Origin of the sequence: Ralstonia pickettii, assembly GCF_000607165.1 — a bacterium.
In the GTDB taxonomy this organism is placed as follows: Bacteria; Pseudomonadota; Gammaproteobacteria; order Burkholderiales; family Burkholderiaceae; genus Ralstonia; species Ralstonia holmesii.
Genome location: NZ_JFZG01000002.1, coordinates 1 through 17,382 on the forward strand (window position 1 = coordinate 1; position 17,382 = coordinate 17,382).

A 17,382-nucleotide genomic window follows, 5' to 3' on the forward strand; every position below is an offset into this window, starting at 1 on the left:
CCGTCATTCATGGCGGTCATAGCGCACGCCTAATTGATAGATAAAAACAATCAAATATACGATTCGATAGCAAGAAGATAGACTGTCTTCCATCGTGAGCGCATCGCTTACTACTCAATCACCGTGGAGCCCGTCATGTCCTTGCCGCTTGCCTCGAACACCGTCGCGACCGTGCTGGAATGGCTCGCTGCCTATGGTGAATCGCACTGACCTGATGGATGCATGAAGCTGCCCGCGCTTGTCGTGCGGGCGTCAAGAACGCGCGGGGTCGCAAGGAGAAAAAGCATGGCAATGGTGCGGATGTTTGTTTCGGAATGGCAGGGGTTTGCGGGCACCGTGCGCGCGTCGCAGGCAGAGGTGCCGACGCTGTCCGGCATGCCCGGCAGCGCGGCCGGTAGGCTCGGCACCCGCGCTGCGGAATCCGCCCGCCTGCAACGCAAGTGGGTGCGCAAGCAGATCGGTCTAACGATCGTGGCTGCCGGCGCTATGATCGTGCTCCTGCACGGCATGGTGCAGCTCATGGTCTGATGACCGGCCTGATGCTCGGTTGCCATCCGCTCTGCGTTTCGTCATCGGACGCTGCGACGATCGGAACTTGCTGCGCGAGCGGCAACCGAAAGAAGGCTTGAAGCACGCGTGGCCCGACGCTGAATCAAGCGAAGGGCATCGCGTTTTTGCACACCACTTCATAGGGGAATCCAGATGGCAAAGAAGAACAACGGCGCGACTGCCGCAGCCCAGATCAACATCGGCATCGCCGACAAGGATCGCAAGAAGATCGCCGAAGGCCTGTCGCGCCTGCTGGCCGATACCTACTCGCTGTATCTGAAGACGCATTACTTCCACTGGAACGTCACCGGCCCGATGTTCAACACGCTGCATCTGATGTTCGAGACGCAGTACAACGAACTGTGGAATGCCGTCGACCCCGTGGCTGAGCGCATTCGCGCGCTGGGTTATCCCGCTCCGGGCTCGTATTCGGAGTTCGCCAAGCTGTCGTCGATTCCGGAATCGAAGGGCATTCCCGAGGCGATGGACATGGTGCGCGAGCTGGTAGCCGGCCACGAAGCCGTGACGCGCACCGCCCGCAGCCTGTTCCCCGATGTCGACAAGGCCGCCGATGAACCGACCGCCGACCTGCTGACGCAACGCATGGACACGCACGAAAAGACCGCGTGGATGCTGCGCTCGCTCCTGGCTTAAGGCTGGCTTGACGGCCGTTCGCCACGTTTGCGACAGGCGTTTCGACAGCAGCGAATTGCGCCCCTCCCGCGAACCCGTTGTGTTGCGGGTGGGGCTGCATCAACCCCATGACCTAAACGAGAGAATCATGACGACTGAAGCCAAATGCCCGTTTCCCGGCCATGCTCCCGCTGCTTCGCACGCCTTCGGTGGCGGTACGGCCAACAAAGACTGGTGGCCCAATCAGCTGCGCGTTGATCTGCTGAACCAGCATTCCGAGAAGTCTGATCCGCTCGGGTCGAAGTTCGACTACCGCAAATCATTCAATGCGATCGACTACGACGCGCTCAAGGCCGATTTGCGCCGCCTGATGACGGATTCGCAAGACTGGTGGCCGGCAGACTTCGGTCGCTATGGCCCGCAGTTCATCCGCATGGCGTGGCACGCCGCCGGCACGTACCGCACCGGAGACGGCCGTGGCGGTGCAGGGCGCGGCCAGCAACGATTCGCACCGCTCAACTCGTGGCCCGACAACGTCAACATCGACAAGTCGCGCCGCTTGCTGTGGCCGATCAAGCAGAAGTACGGCCAAGCCATCTCGTGGGCCGACCTGCTGATCCTGACCGGCAACGTGGCACTCGAAACCATGGGTTTCCGCACCTTCGGCTTTGCCGCAGGCCGTGAAGACACCTGGGAACCGGACAACGATGTGTACTGGGGCAGCGAGACCGCTTGGCTCGCGCCCACCAACAACCCCAACAGCCGCTACTCGGGCGACCGCAATCTTGCGAACCCCCTGGCCGCCGTGCAAATGGGCCTGATCTACGTGAACCCGGAAGGCCCGGACGGCAACGGCGATCCGCTGGCCGCCGCCCGTGATATCCGCGAAACGTTCGCCCGCATGGCGATGGATGACGAAGAAACCGTCGCGCTGATCGCCGGCGGCCACACCTTCGGCAAAACGCACGGCGCGGGCGCGGCAAGCCACGTTGGCGCCGATGTCGAAGCGGCTCCGCTGGAAGCCCAAGGCCTTGGCTGGGCCAGCACATATGGGACCGGCAAGGGCGCCGACGCCATCACCAGCGGGCTGGAAGTCACCTGGACGCAGACCCCTGCGCAATGGAGCAACTTCTTCTTCGAAAACCTGTTCAAGTACGAATGGGTGCAGGAGAAGAGCCCCGCCGGCGCGCTGCAGTGGGTGGCCAAGGACGCCGATGCGATCATTCCGGGCCCGACGCCCGATTCGCCCAAGCGCCGCCCGACGATGCTGACGACCGATCTGTCGCTGCGCTTCGATCCGGCGTACGAGAAAATCTCGCGCCGCTTCCTCGACAACCCGCAGGCGTTTGCCGAAGCCTTTGCCCGCGCCTGGTTCAAGCTCACGCACCGTGATCTCGGCCCGAAGTCGCGTTACCTCGGCCCCGAAGTGCCGCGTGAAGACCTGATCTGGCAAGACCCGCTGCCGGCGGCCACGTACAAGCCGACCGAGGCCGACATCGCCGACCTCAGGGCGAAGATTGCTGCTTCGGGCCTGACGGCATCCGAACTTGTTGCGGTGGCATGGGCATCTGCTTCGACCTTCCGGGGTTCGGACAAGCGCGGCGGTGCCAACGGTGCGCGCATTCGTCTGGCCCCGCAGAACGACTGGCCAGTCAACCAGCCGGTTGTCGGCACGCTGGCCAAGTTGGAGGAGATTCAGCGCGCCTCCGGCAAGGCTTCGCTGGCCGATGTGATCGTGCTGGCGGGCAGCGTCGGTATCGAACTGGCCGCCAAGGCAGCCGGCACGACGATCACCGTGCCGTTCACGCCGGGCCGCGTCGATGCCACGGCCGAGCAGACCGACGCCGCCTCGTTCGCGCCGCTCGAACCGGTGGCCGACGGCTTCCGCAACTACCAGAAAGCCGACTACGCGATGCCGGCCGAAGTGTTGCTGCTCGACAAGGCCCAGTTGCTGACGCTGACCGCACCTGAGCTGACCGTGCTGATCGGTGGCCTGCGCGCCATCAACATCAACGCGGATGGCAGCCAGCACGGCGTATTTACCGCCACGCCGGGCGCGCTGACCAACGATTTCTTCGTCAACCTGCTCGACATGGGCACCGAATGGAAGCCTGCCGGCGACATCTACGAAGGATTCGATCGCAAGACGGGCCAGCTCAAGTGGACGGGAACGCGCGTCGATCTGGTGTTCGGTTCGAATTCGATCCTGCGCGCGCTGGCCGAGGTGTTTGGCAGCGCCGACGGTAAGGAGCGCTTCATCAGCGAGTTCGTGGCAGCCTGGGTCAAGGTGATGAATCTCGACCGCTTCGATTTGGCCGCCGCCTAAGCTGCTTTCGGCGGGACTAAAATGGCGCCTTGCCTCGTGCAGGCGCCATTTTTCTTTGGTGATTTCCATGCAATCGTCCGCCGCCCAACCCAGCCGCCTCGTGCTCTATGCGCGCCTGATGCGCATGGACAAACCGATCGGCACGCTGCTGCTGCTGTGGCCGACGCTGTGGGCGCTATGGATGGCCGCTGATGGCCATCCGCCGGTGTCGCTGGTGGTGATTTTCACGGTCGGCACATTCCTGATGCGCTCGGCTGGCTGCGCCGTCAACGACTGGGCGGATCGCGACTTTGACAAACACGTCAAACGCACCAAGGAACGGCCGCTGACCGCTGGCCTGATTGCCCCGTGGGAGGCGCTGGCGGTTGCCGCGGCGCTGTCGCTCGTCGCCTTCACGCTGATCCTGCCGCTCAATGCGCTGACCAAGTGGATGTCGGTGGCGGCCATCGTGATTGCCGGCACGTATCCTTTCTTCAAGCGGTTCTTCGCGATTCCGCAGGCGTACCTGGGTATTGCGTTCGGGTTTGGGATTCCGATGGCGTACGCAGCGGTGCAGGATCAGGTGCCGGTGCTGGCGTGGCTGATGCTTGCCGGCAATGTGTTCTGGGCGATTGCCTACGACACCGCATACGCGATGGTCGATCGCGATGACGATCTGCTCATCGGCATCAAAACGTCGGCCATTACCTTCGGACGCTACGACGTGGCGGCGATCATGCTGTGCTACGTGGGGTTCTTTGGGATCATGGCCTGGGCTGGCCATGCGATGGCGCTAGGCGTGGCGTATTGGATCGGGTTTGCCGCTGCCGTGGCGTTGTCGCTTTGGTATTACCCGATGCTGCAGACGCGGGATCGGATGAAGTGCTTTTTTGTTTTCCGGCATAACAATTGGCTGGGGGCTTGTTTGTTTGCTGGGGTGGTGGGGGCGTATTTGCTGCGCTAGGGGGGTGGTGGTGCTTCACCTGTTTCAGCCCCGGCAGGGAACGAAACACAGATGGACCGACCGCCTCAATCCCGCCCAAACTCCTCCCCCATCTCCTTCCCACGAGCCGCCGCAGCATGCATTGCCCGCACAAAGGCAGCCTTAATATCGGCCCCTTCCATTGAAGTCAGCGCCGCATAGGTCGTCCCACCCTTGGACGTCACGCGCTCGCGCAGTACCTCAATCGGCTCAGAGGATTGGCCTGCCAGCGTGGCCGCGCCAATAAACGTCTCGACCGCCAACGTGCGCCCATCCTCTGCCGATAGCCCCAGTTCCTTCGCTGCCTGCTGCATCGCCTCGATGAAATAGAACACGTACGCCGGGCCGCTGCCCGAGATGGCGGTCACCGCATCAATCTGCGCCTCGGCGGGCACCCACACGCTCTTGCCGACAGCATTGGCGATGGCGCTGGCGGTTGCACGGTCGGCATCCGACAGGCCCGCATTGGCGGCCAAGCCGGTCATCCCCAGGCCGGAGAGCGCAGGCGTGTTCGGCATCGCCCGAACCACACGTGCGTGCCCATTCAGCCAACGGGACAGATCCTGGATCCGGATGCCCGCCGCCACCGACAGCACGAGGCTGTCACCCAGATGCGGTGCGAGTTGCGCACAGACCTCACGCATTTGCTGCGGCTTGACGGCCAGGACGATCACGTCGCGGTCGGCCAGTTCTGCGCCCGGGGAGGCGGCGGTGCGAGCGCCCCAGGTTTGTTCGGCGCGGCTGCGGGCAGGCTCGGTCGGGTCCACCACCACGATGTTGGCGCCGTGCGCGCCCTTGGCAATGAGGCCGCCGATGAGGGCCGCTGCCATGTTGCCGCCGCCGATGAAGCCGAGTTTCAGAGTGTCGAGCATGAGAATGGTGGTGTGAAAGAAAACAGGAATTCAGGCGGTTGCATACTGCCGCGCCCCGAAGATGGCGCTGCCGACGCGCACAATGGTGGCGCCTTCGGCAATCGCGTCTTCCAGGTCGGCGGACATGCCCATCGACAGCGTATCAAGCGGGATGCCAGCCTCGCGCAGCCGACCTGCCAGGGCACGCAGATCAGCAAACGGCTTGCGCTGCGCGGCAGGGTTATCGCTCGGCTCGGGCACGGCCATCAGGCCGCGTAACTGCAGGCGGGGCAGCGCCGAGACGGCTTGTGCCACGGCAAGCACTTCATCGAAATCGGGCAGCAGACCATGCTTGCTGGCCTGGCGGCTGATGTTGATCTCAAGACAGACCTGCAGCGGCGGCAAGGTGTCGGGGCGCTGGGCTGACAGCCGCTCGGCAATTTTGAGGCGGTCGACGCTGTGTACCCAGTCGAACTGCTCGGCCACGGTGCGGGTCTTGTTGCTCTGCAGGGGGCCGATGAAATGCCAACGGATCGGGTCGGCGCCCGTGCGCAAGTCGGACAGCGTGTCGATCTTGGCAACGCCTTCCTGCACGTAGTTTTCGCCAAAGAGGCGTTGCCCTGCGGCATGTGCGGCGCGTACGGCATCGGCGTCGAACGTCTTGGAAACGGCCAGCAATGTGACACCCGCAGCATCGCGCGAAGCCAGTGTGCAGGCCGTTGTGATCCGTTGACGCACGGCTTGCAAGTTGGCGGCGATTACAGACATAATCCGGCGACGTTTGTTACAAATAAACAAGGTTCCGGCACGTCAAATCAACGGCTCGGAGCGCGTCTGGAGGCGCCATTGCGACGCCCGGGCGACATAAAAAAGTCGGGGGTCATTATAAGATGGACATCGCGCAGCTTCTGGCGTTTTCCGCCAAGAACAAGGCGTCGGACTTGCACCTGTCGGCCGGACTGCCGCCGATGATCCGGATCCACGGCGACATGCGCCGGATCAACGTGCCGCCGCTCACGCACCAAGATGTGCACTCCATGGTGTACGACATCATGAGCGACGGGCAGCGCAAGGTCTACGAAGAGAACCTGGAAGTCGACTTCTCGTTTGAGATTCCAGGGCTCTCACGTTTCCGGGTCAACGCGTTCAACCAGAACCGCGGTGCTTCAGCGGTGTTCCGGACGATTCCGTCGAAGGTGCTCTCGCTGGATGACCTGAAGGCGCCGGCCGTGTTTGCGGACCTGGCGATGAAGCCGCGCGGCCTGGTGCTCGTCACGGGCCCGACCGGTTCGGGCAAGTCGACGACGCTTGCCGCGATGGTCAACCACCGCAACGAAAACGACATGGGCCACATCCTCACGGTGGAGGACCCAATCGAATTCGTGCACGAATCGAAGAAAAGCCTGATCAACCAGCGCGAGCTTGGTCCGCATACGCACTCATTCGCCAATGCGCTGAAGTCGGCACTGCGTGAAGACCCGGACGTGGTGCTGGTCGGCGAATTGCGTGACCTTGAGACCATTCGCCTGGCGCTCACCGCCGCAGAAACCGGCCACTTGGTGTTTGGCACGCTGCACACCAGCTCGGCCGCCAAAACAATCGACCGGGTCGTCGACGTGTTTCCGTCGGACGAGAAGGAGATGGTCCGGACCATGCTTTCCGAATCGCTGGAGGCGGTGATCTCGCAGACGCTGCTCAAGACGCGCGACGGTTCGGGCCGGATTGCGGCGCATGAAATCATGATTGCCACGCCGGCCATCCGTCACTTGATCCGCGAGAACAAGATCTCGCAGATGTACTCGATGATGCAGACGAGCAGCGGTATGGGCATGCAGACGCTCGACCAGTGCCTGTCGGAGCTGATCAAGCGCTCGGCGATCAACTACGCAGACGCGCGCGCCATCGCCAAGAACCCGGACGCGTTCGCGAGCTGACACGCGAACTGATGCGCTGACTGACACGTCGGCGCGCTTTCCAATTTTCTTCAGGAGGGGCACGCCATGCTGGACCGCGAAGCCGCCACCAAATACATCCACGAACTCTTGCAGTTGATGGTGAACAGCCGTGGCTCGGACTTGTTCATCACGTCGGAATTTCCGCCCGCGATCAAGGTGGACGGCAAGGTCACGCCGATCTCGCAGCAGCCGCTGAATGCCGTGCAGGCTGTCGGTCTGGTCAAGTCGATCATGAACGAGAAGCAGCTGCGCGAGTACGAAGACAGCTCGGAATGCAACTTCGCCATCACAGCGCCGGGTGCGGGGCGTTTCCGCGTGTCGGCGTTCATGCAGCAGGGCCGCGCCGGCATGGTGCTGCGGACCATCAACACGAAGATCCCGACGCTGGACGAACTGGATTTGCCGCCGAGCCTGAACGAGATCGTGATGAGCAAGCGCGGGCTGGTGATCGTGGTGGGTGCAACGGGCTCGGGCAAGTCGACCTCGCTGGCGGCGATGGTGGGCTATCGCAATGCGAATTCGTACGGCCACATCATCACCATTGAAGATCCGGTGGAATACGTGCACACGCACCAGAACTGCGTGGTGACGCAGCGTGAGGTGGGCGTGGATACGGAGTCCTGGCACGTGGCGCTGAAGAACACGCTGCGCCAGGCGCCGGACGTGATCCTGATCGGCGAAATCCGGGACCGCGACACGATGGAATACGCCATCCAGTATGCGGAAACGGGCCACCTGTGCCTCGCCACGCTGCACGCCAACAGCTCGAACCAGGCCATCGACCGGATCATCAACTTCTTCCCGGAAGAGAAGCGTCAGCAGTTGCTGATCGACTTGTCGCTGCACCTGCGCGCGATGATCGCGCAACGCCTGCTGCCGCGTCAGGGCAGGAAAGGGCGCGTACCGGCGGTCGAAATCATGCTGGCCACCCCGCTGGTGCAGGACCTCATCTTCAAGGGCGAGGTGCATGAGCTGAAGGAGGTCATGAAGAAATCCCGCGAGCAGGGGATGATCTCGTTCGACCAGGCGCTGTTCGAGCTGTACGAGGAAAACAAGATCACCTACGAGGATGCGCTGCGCAACGCGGACTCCCTCAACGATCTGCGCCTGCAGATCAAGCTGCACAGCAAGCGCGGCGGGCAGACAGATCTGTCTGCCGGCACTGAACATCTCAACGTCGTGTGATGTGTCGAAAGCGCTACACCATTTGAGGTAATTTGCGGCGCATAACGTTTGCGCCGCTCGGAAGGCCACCCGGCCGTCATGATCTTTCCTTAATATTTGCTGAGAATTGCCGTTTAAGCGGTGAGCGGGCCTGCCAAGTCATCGGCGGGCGCGCATCAAAACGATAAAAGCAACAGCAAATCCGGGTGGGTAAAAACGTGGCAAGCAAGCCGAGGTGTCAGCGCGCGCGGGCGGCGCGGGGCTTTACGCTGATTGAGCTGATGATCACAGTGGCCATTGTCGCCATCCTGTCGATCATTGCGTATCCCAGCTACGTCCAGTACATCGTCCGCTCCAATCGCGCAGCGGCGGAATCCTTCATGCAGGAAGTGGCGTCCGCGCAGGAGCGCTTCCTGCTCGACAACCGTGCCTATGCGCCGGACCTCACGACGCTGCAATACGCCAGCAATGTGCCGGCCAACGTTTCGCCAAACTACACCTTCACGTTGAGCGCCAGCAGTGTGCCGCCGTCCTACCAACTGGCGGCGACTCCGCAGGGCTCGCAGCAGGTGAACGACACCGCATGCGGCACGCTCACCCTGACCAACACTGGTGCCAAGGGGGCGTCCACTGGCGCCTCGAACTGCTGGAAGTGAGGCGAGGCATGAATATCCTGCGCAAGCCCATTCAAGGTTTCACGCTGACCGAGCTGATGGTCACGCTGGCCGTGCTCGCCATTCTCGTGACGATTGCCGTGCCGTCGTTCTCCGGAATGATTGCGACGCAGGCCACACGCAATGCGTCGTTTGATCTGTCGTCCGCCGTGTCGTTGGCGCGTGCGGAGGCGGTCAAGCAGAACGCCATCGCCACCGTCTCGACCACCAGCACGTGGGCGACCGGCTGGACGCTGACGGTGGGCACGCCCGCCACGGTGATCCGCACGTTCGGCCCGTACAGCGGCGTCACCATTGCCGCGAGCAACGGCAACACGCTGTCGTTCGGCAACGATGGCCGACCGACTGCAGGTGGCGTCACGTTCCAGGTCACGCCGACGAGCGCGTCGCAATCGGTCTCGTCGAGTTGCGTACAGGTGGGCGGCACCGGCCGCGTCGCCGTGGTTTCGGGAACGTGCTCATGAACGCCATCGCACATTTGTCACATCGCCGGTTACGCAAGGCCGGGCAGCGTGGGTCGACGCTGATCGAAATCCTGATTTCGGTCGTGATCCTGCTGGTGGCGCTGCTGGGCGCGGCCGGAATGATGGTTCGCTCGAACCAGTCCGAGATGGAGTCCTACCAGCGCGTGCAGGCCCTGACGCTGTTGCAGGACATGGCTGCGCGGCTCAATGCCAACCGCCAGGTGGCCTCGTGCTACGCCGTGGCCGGTGCGATCACCACGGCCGGCACGGGCGGTGTCTCGGCACCCAGTTGCACGACTGGCACGGCCGCGCAGCAAGCCACTGTCACCACCGATCTCGCGGCTTGGAACAATGCGCTGCTCGGCAATACGGAGACCGCCGCCAGCGGCACCGTTGCCCTGGGCGCCATGATCGGCGCGCGCGGCTGTATCGAGGCCGTCGACACGGTCAACCAGATCTATCGCGTGACCGTCGCATGGCAAGGCCTGGTGCAGACCGTGGCGCCGGCGCTGCCTTGCGGCAGCGGCAGCGGCAATTACGGTAACGACGCCTATCGGCGCGCCATCAGCGTGCAGGTGCGCATGGGGGTGCTGTCATGACGCCGAATCGCACCTTGCGACGTTTGCAGCGCGGGATGTCGCTGGTCGAACTGATGGTCGGCTTGGCGCTGGGGCTGTTGCTGCTGACCGCGTTGGCAAGCCTGTATGCGTCCACCTCGCAATCGCGCGTGCAACTGGGCAACAGCGCCACGCAGATCGAGAACGGCCGCTATGCGCTCGACATCATCAGCCAGGAAGTCGGGCTCGGAGGCTTCCTCGGTGATCTGAATCTGCTGGGAACCTCAGCGCTGGCCACGCCCGATGTGTGCGCAAGCGCCACCAACGCACTTGGCTTTACCAACAGCCCTGCCACGGTGCCCGTTGCCATCTACGGCTATGCCGCCAATACGAACCCGGCAACGTGTTTGCCGAACCTATCGCTCAATTCGGAAATCCTGGTGGTGCGACGCGTGTCAACCGCGGCCGTGTTGCCCAGTGCGATCGTTGCGGGTCAGACCTACTTGCAGGATTCGTTCTGCAGTACGGACACCGCCCCCTTTGTCTTCAGCAGCAACAGCGCGGACTTCGTGTTGAAAGACAAAACCTGTGCAAATCCGGCCCCGGTGCGCCAGGTGAGCATACGGGCTTTCTATATTGCTACGTGTGACCGCTGCAACGGCAGCGACAACGGGCTCAATACGCTCAAGATGGTCGAGTTCTCCAATGGCGCGCTGCAGCCGCCCAACTCAATCGCCCAGGGCATCGACGACTTGCATTTCGCCTATGGCGTTGACATGGACGGCAACGGTTCGCCCGATTGCTATGTCGCCAATCCGGGCATCGACAACAGCGCCGCGTGCACCAATGTGGCCGGCTACAACTGGACCGCATCCGCCGCCACGAACTGGAGCAACGTGACCGCCGTACGCATCAACGTGCTTGCGCGCACGCTGGGCGTGTCGCCGGGCTGGACGGACACGCGGTCTTACGACATGGGCCGCGGCACGCTCACCGCCCCTTTCAACGATGGCTATAAGCGACACGTCTATGCGGAACTCGCACGCGTCGCCAATGTAGCCGGCCCACGGGAGTAGCCATGCGGCGCTTATCGGTTCGCCAATCGGCACGTCAGTCGGGCGTGACCCTTGTTGTCACGCTGATTTTCCTGGCGATCTTCATGGGCATCGTCGTGATGATGATGAACTCGGGCGTGATCAACACCAAGATCGCCGCCAACCAGCAATACGGCCTGGAAGCGCGCAGCGCTGCGCAGCAGGGCATTGAGCAGGTCATCAGCGTCGATTTCACCTCGAACCCCGTCGCCACCAACGTGCCGGTGGACGTGAACGGCGATGGCAAGACGGACTACACGGCGCAGGTGGCAGCGCCAACATGTCTGGCGACCAAGCAGATCTCCAATACCCAGTTGACGTTAGACCCGACCAACCCGAATTTCGCCACCGATTCATCCTGCTTTGGTGGCGTCAACACCAATTCCGATACGGGGCTGCTGACCAAGGCGGGCACCCCTGGCGGCATGTCGAACTGTAGCGCGACGCAATGGGACGTCTCCGCCACCGTCAACGATGCGAACGCAACAAAAACGAACACCACATTACATCAGGGTGTCGCTGTACGGGTACTGACTGGCACGTTGTGCCCGTAAGCCCGAACGCGCCAAGCCAGGAAGACTGACATGCGCTCATTTGCCAAACGTATCGCCCTCACCGCAACGGCGAGCCTCATGCTCGCGCTGGCGGGATCGCCGCCAGCAGGTGCGGAGGATATCGATCTCTATACGGGGTTGCAGCAGAACGCTGGCAAGCCGAATGTGCTGATCATCTTTGATGACGGCGCCAACTCTGACGCTAACGCCCAGTTCACCTGCTCTGTGCAAGGCCTGACCGTCGCCAACCCAAAGAAAAGTTCCGGCGCAGAGCAATGTGCGTTGTATGGAGCCATCCAGTCGATCAACAGTACTTCGCCGCTGCTGGGTAACCTGAACCTCGGGTTGATGATGTTCGACCCGAAGAGCCCGGGCGGAATCTTCCGGTTCCCGTCTGCAAGCTCGCCGTCCGCGCAAGCCCTGCAGCTGATGGATGGCACGGGGGTGAACAGTTTCCTGTCGTACATGCAGAATCAGTTCCCAAGCGATCTGAACGGCAACAACGTCCAGACGTCGGGTGCGATGCAGGAGGCCTGGTCCTTTTACTATGGGTACCATTCCTCGCTCAACAAGATGATTGCGTTGTCGGGCAACCAGTACACGTCGCCCCTCACGGATCCGTGTCAGCGCAATTTCATCATCTACATCGGTAACGCCACCAACAGCGGGCATCCGGCTGAAAGCGACTCGCAGATGTACAACGCGCTGGCGGCCGCTGCGCCGACGCCGACTTCTGCACAGCTCCAGCAGATTGTCATCCCCACGTATAACAAGTATCAAAGCAACTGGGGAGACGAGTGGGCGCGCTTCATGTATCAGACCGATCTGCAGGGAACGGCCAATTCGGCCAATCCGCAGAACGTCGTGACCTACGCCATCACGGTCACGGATGGTAATAACCCCGACTACGTCGCGTTCGACAACAGCATGGCCACCAACGGTGGCGGCAAGGCCTACACCATCCAGCTCGGCGACGTGCAAGGGTTGCAGCAGGCCCTGTTGTCGATCCTGAATGAGATCCAGGCCGTCAACAGTGTCTTCGCATCGGTCAGTCTGCCTGCCGCTGTCAACACCCAGGGTCAGTTCCTGAGCCAGGTCTACATCGGTATGTTCCGCCCGGATGCCACTGCCGCGCCGCGCTGGATGGGCAACCTCAAGCAGTATCAGGTCGGCTACGACACGAGCGGCAATATCGTCCTGCAGGATTCTCTTGGGAATCCTGCCATCAGCAGTGCGGGCACGGGCTTCATCGCGCCAACAGCGGTGAGCTTCTGGACCCAGGATCCGCCATTGACGTTCGGTGCGGGCAGCTATGGGACATCGGGTGTATCCGGCTGGCCAACCAACGGTTTTTGGCAGAACAGTCCATCAGGCGTGGGCTGGAACCTCGATTCACCTGACGGCCAGATCGTCGAAAAGGGTGGCGCCGGCGAGATGATGCGTGCCCAGAACGTGACCAGCCAGTCAGGACGGACGCTCTACACGTGCAATGGCGTGGGCACCTGTCCGCTCGGCACGGCCATGCCGTCTTTCGATACGTCCAACAACTGGCTCACGGGCACCAACGGATTGAATGCGATCAATTCCGGCACCAGCGGCGCTCCCACGATCACCTCGGCGCAACAAAACTATCTGATCAACTGGGTACGCGGGCGCGACGTCTATGCGCTTGACGGTGGGGCAAGTACCGGCGCTGGGCAGGAGGCCGAGACCGGACCGGGCGGATCCGTGACCGTGCGCAGTTCGATTCACGGCGACGTGCTGCATTCGCGCCCTGTGGTCGTGAACTATGGGGGTAGCATCGGCATCGTGGCGTTCTATGGCGCCAATGATGGTGTGTTTCATGCCGTCAATGCGAACCAGACCATGGGCATCAACGGCGTCCGGCCGGGTGGTGAACTGTGGGGCTTCATTGCGCCCGAGTTCATCGGCAAGCTGAGCCGTCTCTACGCCAACTCGCCGGAAGTGCAGCTTTCCACGACGCCTAAAGGTATTTCGCCGACGCCGACGCCGCGCGATGATTTCTTTGACGGCAGTACGACCGTCATGCAGGACCAGCGGAATCCGGGAAACCCGCGCACGATCATCTTCCTGACCGCGCGTCGCGGCGGTAACTTGATCTACGCGTTGGACGTGACCAATCCGACGAGCCCGCAATACCTGTGGTCACGCAGCAATAGCGACATTCCGGAACTCGGTCAGACCTGGTCAAAACCGCGTCTCATGACGGTGGCGGGCTACTCCGGCCCACTGCTGATCATGGGGGCTGGCTATGACGCGTCCTCCGAGGACAGTGATCCCGCGCCCGGCACCGATACGGTGGGCCGCGGCATCATCGTGCTCGATGCCTACACGGGTGCGCCGGTGTGGAGCGCGCTTCCCAACTGCACCGGCATGCCTGGTGTATGCGTGAAGAACACCGGTCTGACCCGGTCGATTCCCTCTGACGTCACGGTGGTCGATCGCACGGGCAGCGGCTATATCCAGATGGCTTACGCCGGAGACGTCGGCGGCAATATCTGGCGCGTGGATTTCCAGACGGCCGCAGGCAACACTCCGTCCAACTGGACGATCACCCAGCTCGCTACCCTGGGCGGCGCAGCCAACACCAATAACGCGCGCAAGTTCTTCTATGCCCCCGACGTGGTGCCCACCTCCGCCTACAACGCCATCATGGCGGGCACCGGCGATCGGGAACACCCGCTGTATTCTTCCAACACGATGCCGGGTACGGCCTACAACGTAGTCAACCGGTTCTACATGGTGAAGGATTCGAATCTCGGCAGCATGCCCGCGAGCTGGACCCCCATCACCGAAGCCAATCTGTTCAATGCATCGACGCTGGCGTACGACGGATCGGGTTCGGGCTTCTACATCACACTGCCCAACCCGGGTGAGAAGGTGGTGAACGCTCCGCTGACGGTGGCCGGATACACCACCTTCGGGACGAACACCCCTGCCATTCCCACGGCAGGCCAGTGCTATCCCAACCTGGGTGTTGCGCGCGCCTACTCGGTCGGCTTCCTGACCGGTACCGGGCAGAATCCGAACCGCTCGGTTGTTCTCGACGGCGGTGGCTTCCCGCCCTCGTCGGTGTATGGCGTTGTCCTGATCAATAACGGCAACGGCACCACCTCGTCTGTGCCGGTGTGCTTCGGCTGCGGCAATCAGACGGGCACAAGTGGAGGCGGCTCCGCGCTGGCCCCCGTCCAAGTGACACCTAAGGGCCTCGGCAAACGCAAGCGCACATTCTGGTTCGCCGACACCGACAAGCATTGACCCGCATCGCCCCTCAACGGCCCGCCCAGCGCGGGCCGTTACAATTCCGGACAGATGCCGGAGCACCCCCGTTCCCGCAACCACCCGGAGAGTAGCCATGAGTGACGTCTACGCATTCGAGGCCGATTCGTTGACCGGCCAGCGCGTGCCGCTGTCGCAGTACAAAGGCAAGGTCCTGCTGATCGTGAACACGGCGAGCAAGTGCGGATTCACGCCGCAATACGCCGGTCTGGAGGCGATGTACAAGCGGCTGCATGAGAAAGGCCTCGAGGTGCTTGGCTTTCCGTGCAACCAGTTCGGCAAGCAGGAGCCGGGCGGCGAAGACGAAATCGGCGCGTTCTGCGAGAAAAACTACGGCGTCTCGTTTCCGATGTTCGGCAAGATCGACGTGAATGGTTCGAACGCGCATCCGCTCTACAAGTGGCTGACCTCGGAAAAGCCCGGCGTGCTCGGCATCGGAGCGGTCAAATGGAACTTCACCAAGTTTCTGCTGCGCCGCGACGGCACGGTCTACAAGCGCTATGCGCCCATGACCAAGCCGGAAGAGATCGCCGACGATATTGAGCGGCTGCTGGCGGAGCCGGATCCCGCCTGAGGTTGGGTCAGCCCGACGACCCCCGCACCTTGCGCATGAAATCCGCCAGCGAGCGCTCGGCGGATTCGGCAAAGTGGCGCTCCAGGATGTCGACCTTGACGCAGCGGTCGAGGCGGAAGGTGCGGTAGTCCTGACGGTGCTCGCACCAGGCGGCCACCAGCCAGACTTGTCCCCAGAAGAACAGGCCGAGCGGCTGGATACAGCGCTCGGTCAACTGACCTTGCGCATCCCGGTAAGACAGCCGCGCAACGGCGTGGCGGCCGAGCGCCGCATGCAGCGTGTCAAAGATCTGTTTGACCTCGCTGCCCATGCCGTAGCCGGGGGCGAAGATGCGTGTGGTCTCGGCTTCGTTGCGGCGCTCCGCAGGCAGGGCGCCCATCAGTTTTTCCAGTGCCGCTTCCACCGAGTCGGCCATGGTGCCGCCGCTCCACGCCTTGATCATCCGCGCGCCGGCCACCAGGGCCTCGACTTCATCGGCGGTGAACATGAGCGGCGCGATATCGAAGCCCGCGCGCATGCGGTAGCCGATACCGGCTTCGCCTTCGATCGGCACGCCCGAGACGGACAGGTCGCGGATGTCGCGATACACCGTGCGCTCGGACACGCCGAGGCGCTCGGCCAGCATCGCCGCCGTGGTCAAGCGGCGGCCTCGCAGGATCTGGGCAATCTGGAACAGGCGGTCGGCGCGGCGGGTCATGCGCGGCATTGTAGTGGCCTTCGGCCCGGGTGCAATGCGCGCCATATCCCCTACGCGCCGAAGGGCGTCAGCTCACGTTGCGGGTGGATGTCCACCACGTCGACCTGCTCGCCACGGCGCAGCATGCGCTTGCCCAGTCGCGGGAAATCGGCAATCTCGATGTTCAGATGTTCGCCGCCGCACAGATAGACGAGGTCTTCCTTGCCGCAGTTGCGCAGGTGGTGCGCGATGCCCGTGGGGAACGCCATGAAATCGCCGGCGCGCACGGTGAACATGCTGTCTGCGATTTCAGCCTGCGCTTCGCCAGAGAGGATGTAGATCCATTCCTCTTCGCGCTGGTGCGAGTGATAGACGAATGATTCCTTGCCCGGCGGCACGCGCGCGAAATTCACGCCGGTGCGCTTGAGCCCGAGTAGCCGGCCCATCATGGTGCCGTGGATTTCCGACAGGCTGTTCCAGGGGTGCGAAAACGACTGCGTGCGCGCGGTGACATCCGCTGCACGCATGAGATACGGGGATTGGCTCGGCATGGTGTTCTTCTTCTCTGTCTCGTAGTGAAGGCCGGCGCCCGCGCACCGGCCTCGGGGGCGTTACTGCTGTAGCAGGTACGCCTGTGTCTTGGCGTCCGGTTCGTGCAGGCCGACGCGGTTGCCTTCGGTGTCGACGATGTGGGCGATGCGGCCCATGTGGTCGGGCAGCGTCATCGGGCCGAATACGCATTGGCCGCCACTGCCGTTCACGCGTTCCAGCACCGCATCCAGATTGGGTGCGTTCAGGTAGACCACGCTGCCCTTGTCGGACGGCGCAAAGCCTTCGCCCTTGACCAGGGCACCATGGACGGTCGTCTCACCGGCCGGAAACACGCCCATGGTCAGATCGCCCATGTCTTCCTGCTTGAGCTGCGTGTCGAAGACGTTCTCGTAAAACTTCACCGCGCGCGGGAAATCGTTAGCGGGGATTTCAAACCAGTTGATCACGCTTGCCATGTTGTCGCTCCGGTTGATGAGGCAGGCGGTTGGGGGAACCTGT

General features: G+C 62.7%; 18 protein-coding genes. 13 read left to right on the forward strand and 5 right to left on the reverse strand.

The window, feature by feature from the left end; translation table 11 throughout:
• The first annotated feature begins 285 nt into the window (after positions 1 to 285).
• From BG83_RS0100005 to ubiA, 4 genes are all read left to right on the forward strand, one after another.
• Positions 286 to 528: a hypothetical protein gene (locus BG83_RS0100005; protein ID WP_024974784.1), complete on the forward strand. Its 243-nt coding sequence runs from the start codon at positions 286 to 288 to the stop codon at positions 526 to 528.
• Positions 529 to 702: 174 nt separating this feature from the next.
• Positions 703 to 1,203: a Dps family protein gene (locus tag BG83_RS0100010; protein ID WP_024974785.1), complete on the forward strand. Its 501-nt coding sequence runs from the start codon at positions 703 to 705 to the stop codon at positions 1,201 to 1,203.
• Positions 1,204 to 1,330: 127 nt separating this feature from the next.
• Complete coding sequence (gene katG, locus BG83_RS0100015) at positions 1,331 to 3,508, forward strand: catalase/peroxidase HPI (RefSeq protein ID WP_024974786.1); 2,178 nt, start codon at positions 1,331 to 1,333, stop codon at positions 3,506 to 3,508.
• A gap of 67 nt (positions 3,509 to 3,575) precedes the next feature.
• Positions 3,576 to 4,451 carry a 4-hydroxybenzoate octaprenyltransferase gene (gene ubiA / locus BG83_RS0100020; protein ID WP_024974787.1) on the forward strand — a complete coding sequence of 292 codons (876 nt, stop codon included), beginning with the start codon at positions 3,576 to 3,578 and terminating at the stop codon, positions 4,449 to 4,451.
• Positions 4,452 to 4,516: 65 nt separating this feature from the next.
• Here ubiA and proC read toward each other — a convergent pair whose 3' ends face one another.
• Positions 4,517 to 5,341 (reverse strand): pyrroline-5-carboxylate reductase, encoded by an 825-nt coding sequence (gene proC, locus BG83_RS0100025; RefSeq protein ID WP_024974788.1) that lies wholly within the window; start codon positions 5,339 to 5,341, stop codon positions 4,517 to 4,519.
• 30 nt (positions 5,342 to 5,371) lie between these two features.
• Complete coding sequence (locus tag BG83_RS0100030) at positions 5,372 to 6,088, reverse strand: YggS family pyridoxal phosphate-dependent enzyme (protein WP_024974789.1); 717 nt, start codon at positions 6,086 to 6,088, stop codon at positions 5,372 to 5,374.
• Positions 6,089 to 6,210: 122 nt separating this feature from the next.
• Between BG83_RS0100030 and BG83_RS0100035 the strand changes: the two genes are divergently transcribed.
• The 9 genes from BG83_RS0100035 to BG83_RS0100075 all read left to right on the forward strand — a co-directional run bounded on the left by BG83_RS0100035 (position 6,211) and on the right by BG83_RS0100075 (position 15,656).
• Positions 6,211 to 7,254 (forward strand): type IV pilus twitching motility protein PilT, encoded by a 1,044-nt coding sequence (locus BG83_RS0100035; RefSeq protein ID WP_024974790.1) that lies wholly within the window; start codon positions 6,211 to 6,213, stop codon positions 7,252 to 7,254.
• 66 nt (positions 7,255 to 7,320) lie between these two features.
• Positions 7,321 to 8,460: a PilT/PilU family type 4a pilus ATPase gene (locus tag BG83_RS0100040; protein ID WP_024974791.1), complete on the forward strand. Its 1,140-nt coding sequence runs from the start codon at positions 7,321 to 7,323 to the stop codon at positions 8,458 to 8,460.
• Between the two features lie 197 nt (positions 8,461 to 8,657).
• Positions 8,658 to 9,095: a type IV pilin protein gene (locus tag BG83_RS0100045; protein ID WP_024974792.1), complete on the forward strand. Its 438-nt coding sequence runs from the start codon at positions 8,658 to 8,660 to the stop codon at positions 9,093 to 9,095.
• Positions 9,096 to 9,103: 8 nt separating this feature from the next.
• Complete coding sequence (locus BG83_RS0100050) at positions 9,104 to 9,577, forward strand: GspH/FimT family pseudopilin (RefSeq protein ID WP_024974793.1); 474 nt, start codon at positions 9,104 to 9,106, stop codon at positions 9,575 to 9,577.
• A complete protein-coding gene (gene pilV / locus BG83_RS0100055; RefSeq protein WP_024974794.1) occupies positions 9,574 to 10,176 on the forward strand; it encodes a type IV pilus modification protein PilV in 603 nt (200 codons plus the stop codon). The genes BG83_RS0100050 and pilV overlap by 4 nt, the downstream gene beginning before the upstream one ends.
• Positions 10,173 to 11,210, forward strand: a complete 1,038-nt coding sequence (locus tag BG83_RS0100060; protein ID WP_024974795.1) for a PilW family protein — start codon at positions 10,173 to 10,175, stop codon at positions 11,208 to 11,210. The genes pilV and BG83_RS0100060 overlap by 4 nt, the downstream gene beginning before the upstream one ends.
• 2 nt (positions 11,211 to 11,212) lie before the next feature.
• The gene (locus BG83_RS0100065) at positions 11,213 to 11,782 is read left to right on the forward strand and encodes a pilus assembly PilX family protein (RefSeq protein WP_024974796.1); all 570 of its coding nucleotides are present in this window, start codon (positions 11,213 to 11,215) and stop codon (positions 11,780 to 11,782) included.
• A 30-nt stretch (positions 11,783 to 11,812) separates the two neighbouring features.
• Entirely contained in the window at positions 11,813 to 15,061 is a 3,249-nt protein-coding gene (locus BG83_RS0100070; RefSeq protein ID WP_024974797.1) for a pilus assembly protein, read from the forward strand.
• A 97-nt stretch (positions 15,062 to 15,158) separates the two neighbouring features.
• The gene (locus BG83_RS0100075) at positions 15,159 to 15,656 is read left to right on the forward strand and encodes a glutathione peroxidase (RefSeq protein WP_024974798.1); all 498 of its coding nucleotides are present in this window, start codon (positions 15,159 to 15,161) and stop codon (positions 15,654 to 15,656) included.
• A gap of 7 nt (positions 15,657 to 15,663) precedes the next feature.
• Here the strand turns inward: BG83_RS0100075 and BG83_RS0100080 are convergent, their stop codons facing one another.
• From BG83_RS0100080 to BG83_RS0100090, 3 genes are read right to left on the reverse strand one after another with little or no spacing between them, the layout of a single operon-like run.
• On the reverse strand, positions 15,664 to 16,362 hold the full coding sequence (locus BG83_RS0100080; protein WP_024974799.1) for a helix-turn-helix transcriptional regulator: 699 nt from the start codon (positions 16,360 to 16,362) through the stop codon (positions 15,664 to 15,666).
• Between the two features lie 41 nt (positions 16,363 to 16,403).
• Positions 16,404 to 16,883 carry a cupin domain-containing protein gene (locus tag BG83_RS0100085; protein ID WP_024974800.1) on the reverse strand — a complete coding sequence of 160 codons (480 nt, stop codon included), beginning with the start codon at positions 16,881 to 16,883 and terminating at the stop codon, positions 16,404 to 16,406.
• A 60-nt stretch (positions 16,884 to 16,943) separates the two neighbouring features.
• Positions 16,944 to 17,339: a VOC family protein gene (locus tag BG83_RS0100090; protein WP_024974801.1), complete on the reverse strand. Its 396-nt coding sequence runs from the start codon at positions 17,337 to 17,339 to the stop codon at positions 16,944 to 16,946.
• Positions 17,340 to 17,382 lie beyond the last annotated feature (43 nt).

Bases quoted from the DNA above. Each gene is read 5' to 3' on its own strand.
- BG83_RS0100005 (WP_024974784.1), top strand. From the start codon at position 286: ATGGCAATGGTGCGGATGTTTGTTTCGGAATGGCAGGGGTTTGCGGGC.
- BG83_RS0100010 (WP_024974785.1), top strand. From the start codon at position 703: ATGGCAAAGAAGAACAACGGCGCGACTGCCGCAGCCCAGATCAACATC.
- katG (WP_024974786.1), top strand. From the start codon at position 1,331: ATGACGACTGAAGCCAAATGCCCGTTTCCCGGCCATGCTCCCGCTGCT.
- ubiA (WP_024974787.1), top strand. From the start codon at position 3,576: ATGCAATCGTCCGCCGCCCAACCCAGCCGCCTCGTGCTCTATGCGCGC.
- proC (WP_024974788.1), bottom strand. From the start codon at position 5,341: ATGCTCGACACTCTGAAACTCGGCTTCATCGGCGGCGGCAACATGGCA.
- BG83_RS0100030 (WP_024974789.1), bottom strand. From the start codon at position 6,088: ATGTCTGTAATCGCCGCCAACTTGCAAGCCGTGCGTCAACGGATCACA.
- BG83_RS0100035 (WP_024974790.1), top strand. From the start codon at position 6,211: ATGGACATCGCGCAGCTTCTGGCGTTTTCCGCCAAGAACAAGGCGTCG.
- BG83_RS0100040 (WP_024974791.1), top strand. From the start codon at position 7,321: ATGCTGGACCGCGAAGCCGCCACCAAATACATCCACGAACTCTTGCAG.
- BG83_RS0100050 (WP_024974793.1), top strand. From the start codon at position 9,104: ATGAATATCCTGCGCAAGCCCATTCAAGGTTTCACGCTGACCGAGCTG.
- pilV (WP_024974794.1), top strand. From the start codon at position 9,574: ATGAACGCCATCGCACATTTGTCACATCGCCGGTTACGCAAGGCCGGG.
- BG83_RS0100060 (WP_024974795.1), top strand. From the start codon at position 10,173: ATGACGCCGAATCGCACCTTGCGACGTTTGCAGCGCGGGATGTCGCTG.
- BG83_RS0100065 (WP_024974796.1), top strand. From the start codon at position 11,213: ATGCGGCGCTTATCGGTTCGCCAATCGGCACGTCAGTCGGGCGTGACC.
- BG83_RS0100070 (WP_024974797.1), top strand. From the start codon at position 11,813: ATGCGCTCATTTGCCAAACGTATCGCCCTCACCGCAACGGCGAGCCTC.
- BG83_RS0100075 (WP_024974798.1), top strand. From the start codon at position 15,159: ATGAGTGACGTCTACGCATTCGAGGCCGATTCGTTGACCGGCCAGCGC.
- BG83_RS0100080 (WP_024974799.1), bottom strand. From the start codon at position 16,362: ATGCCGCGCATGACCCGCCGCGCCGACCGCCTGTTCCAGATTGCCCAG.
- BG83_RS0100085 (WP_024974800.1), bottom strand. From the start codon at position 16,883: ATGCCGAGCCAATCCCCGTATCTCATGCGTGCAGCGGATGTCACCGCG.
- BG83_RS0100090 (WP_024974801.1), bottom strand. From the start codon at position 17,339: ATGGCAAGCGTGATCAACTGGTTTGAAATCCCCGCTAACGATTTCCCG.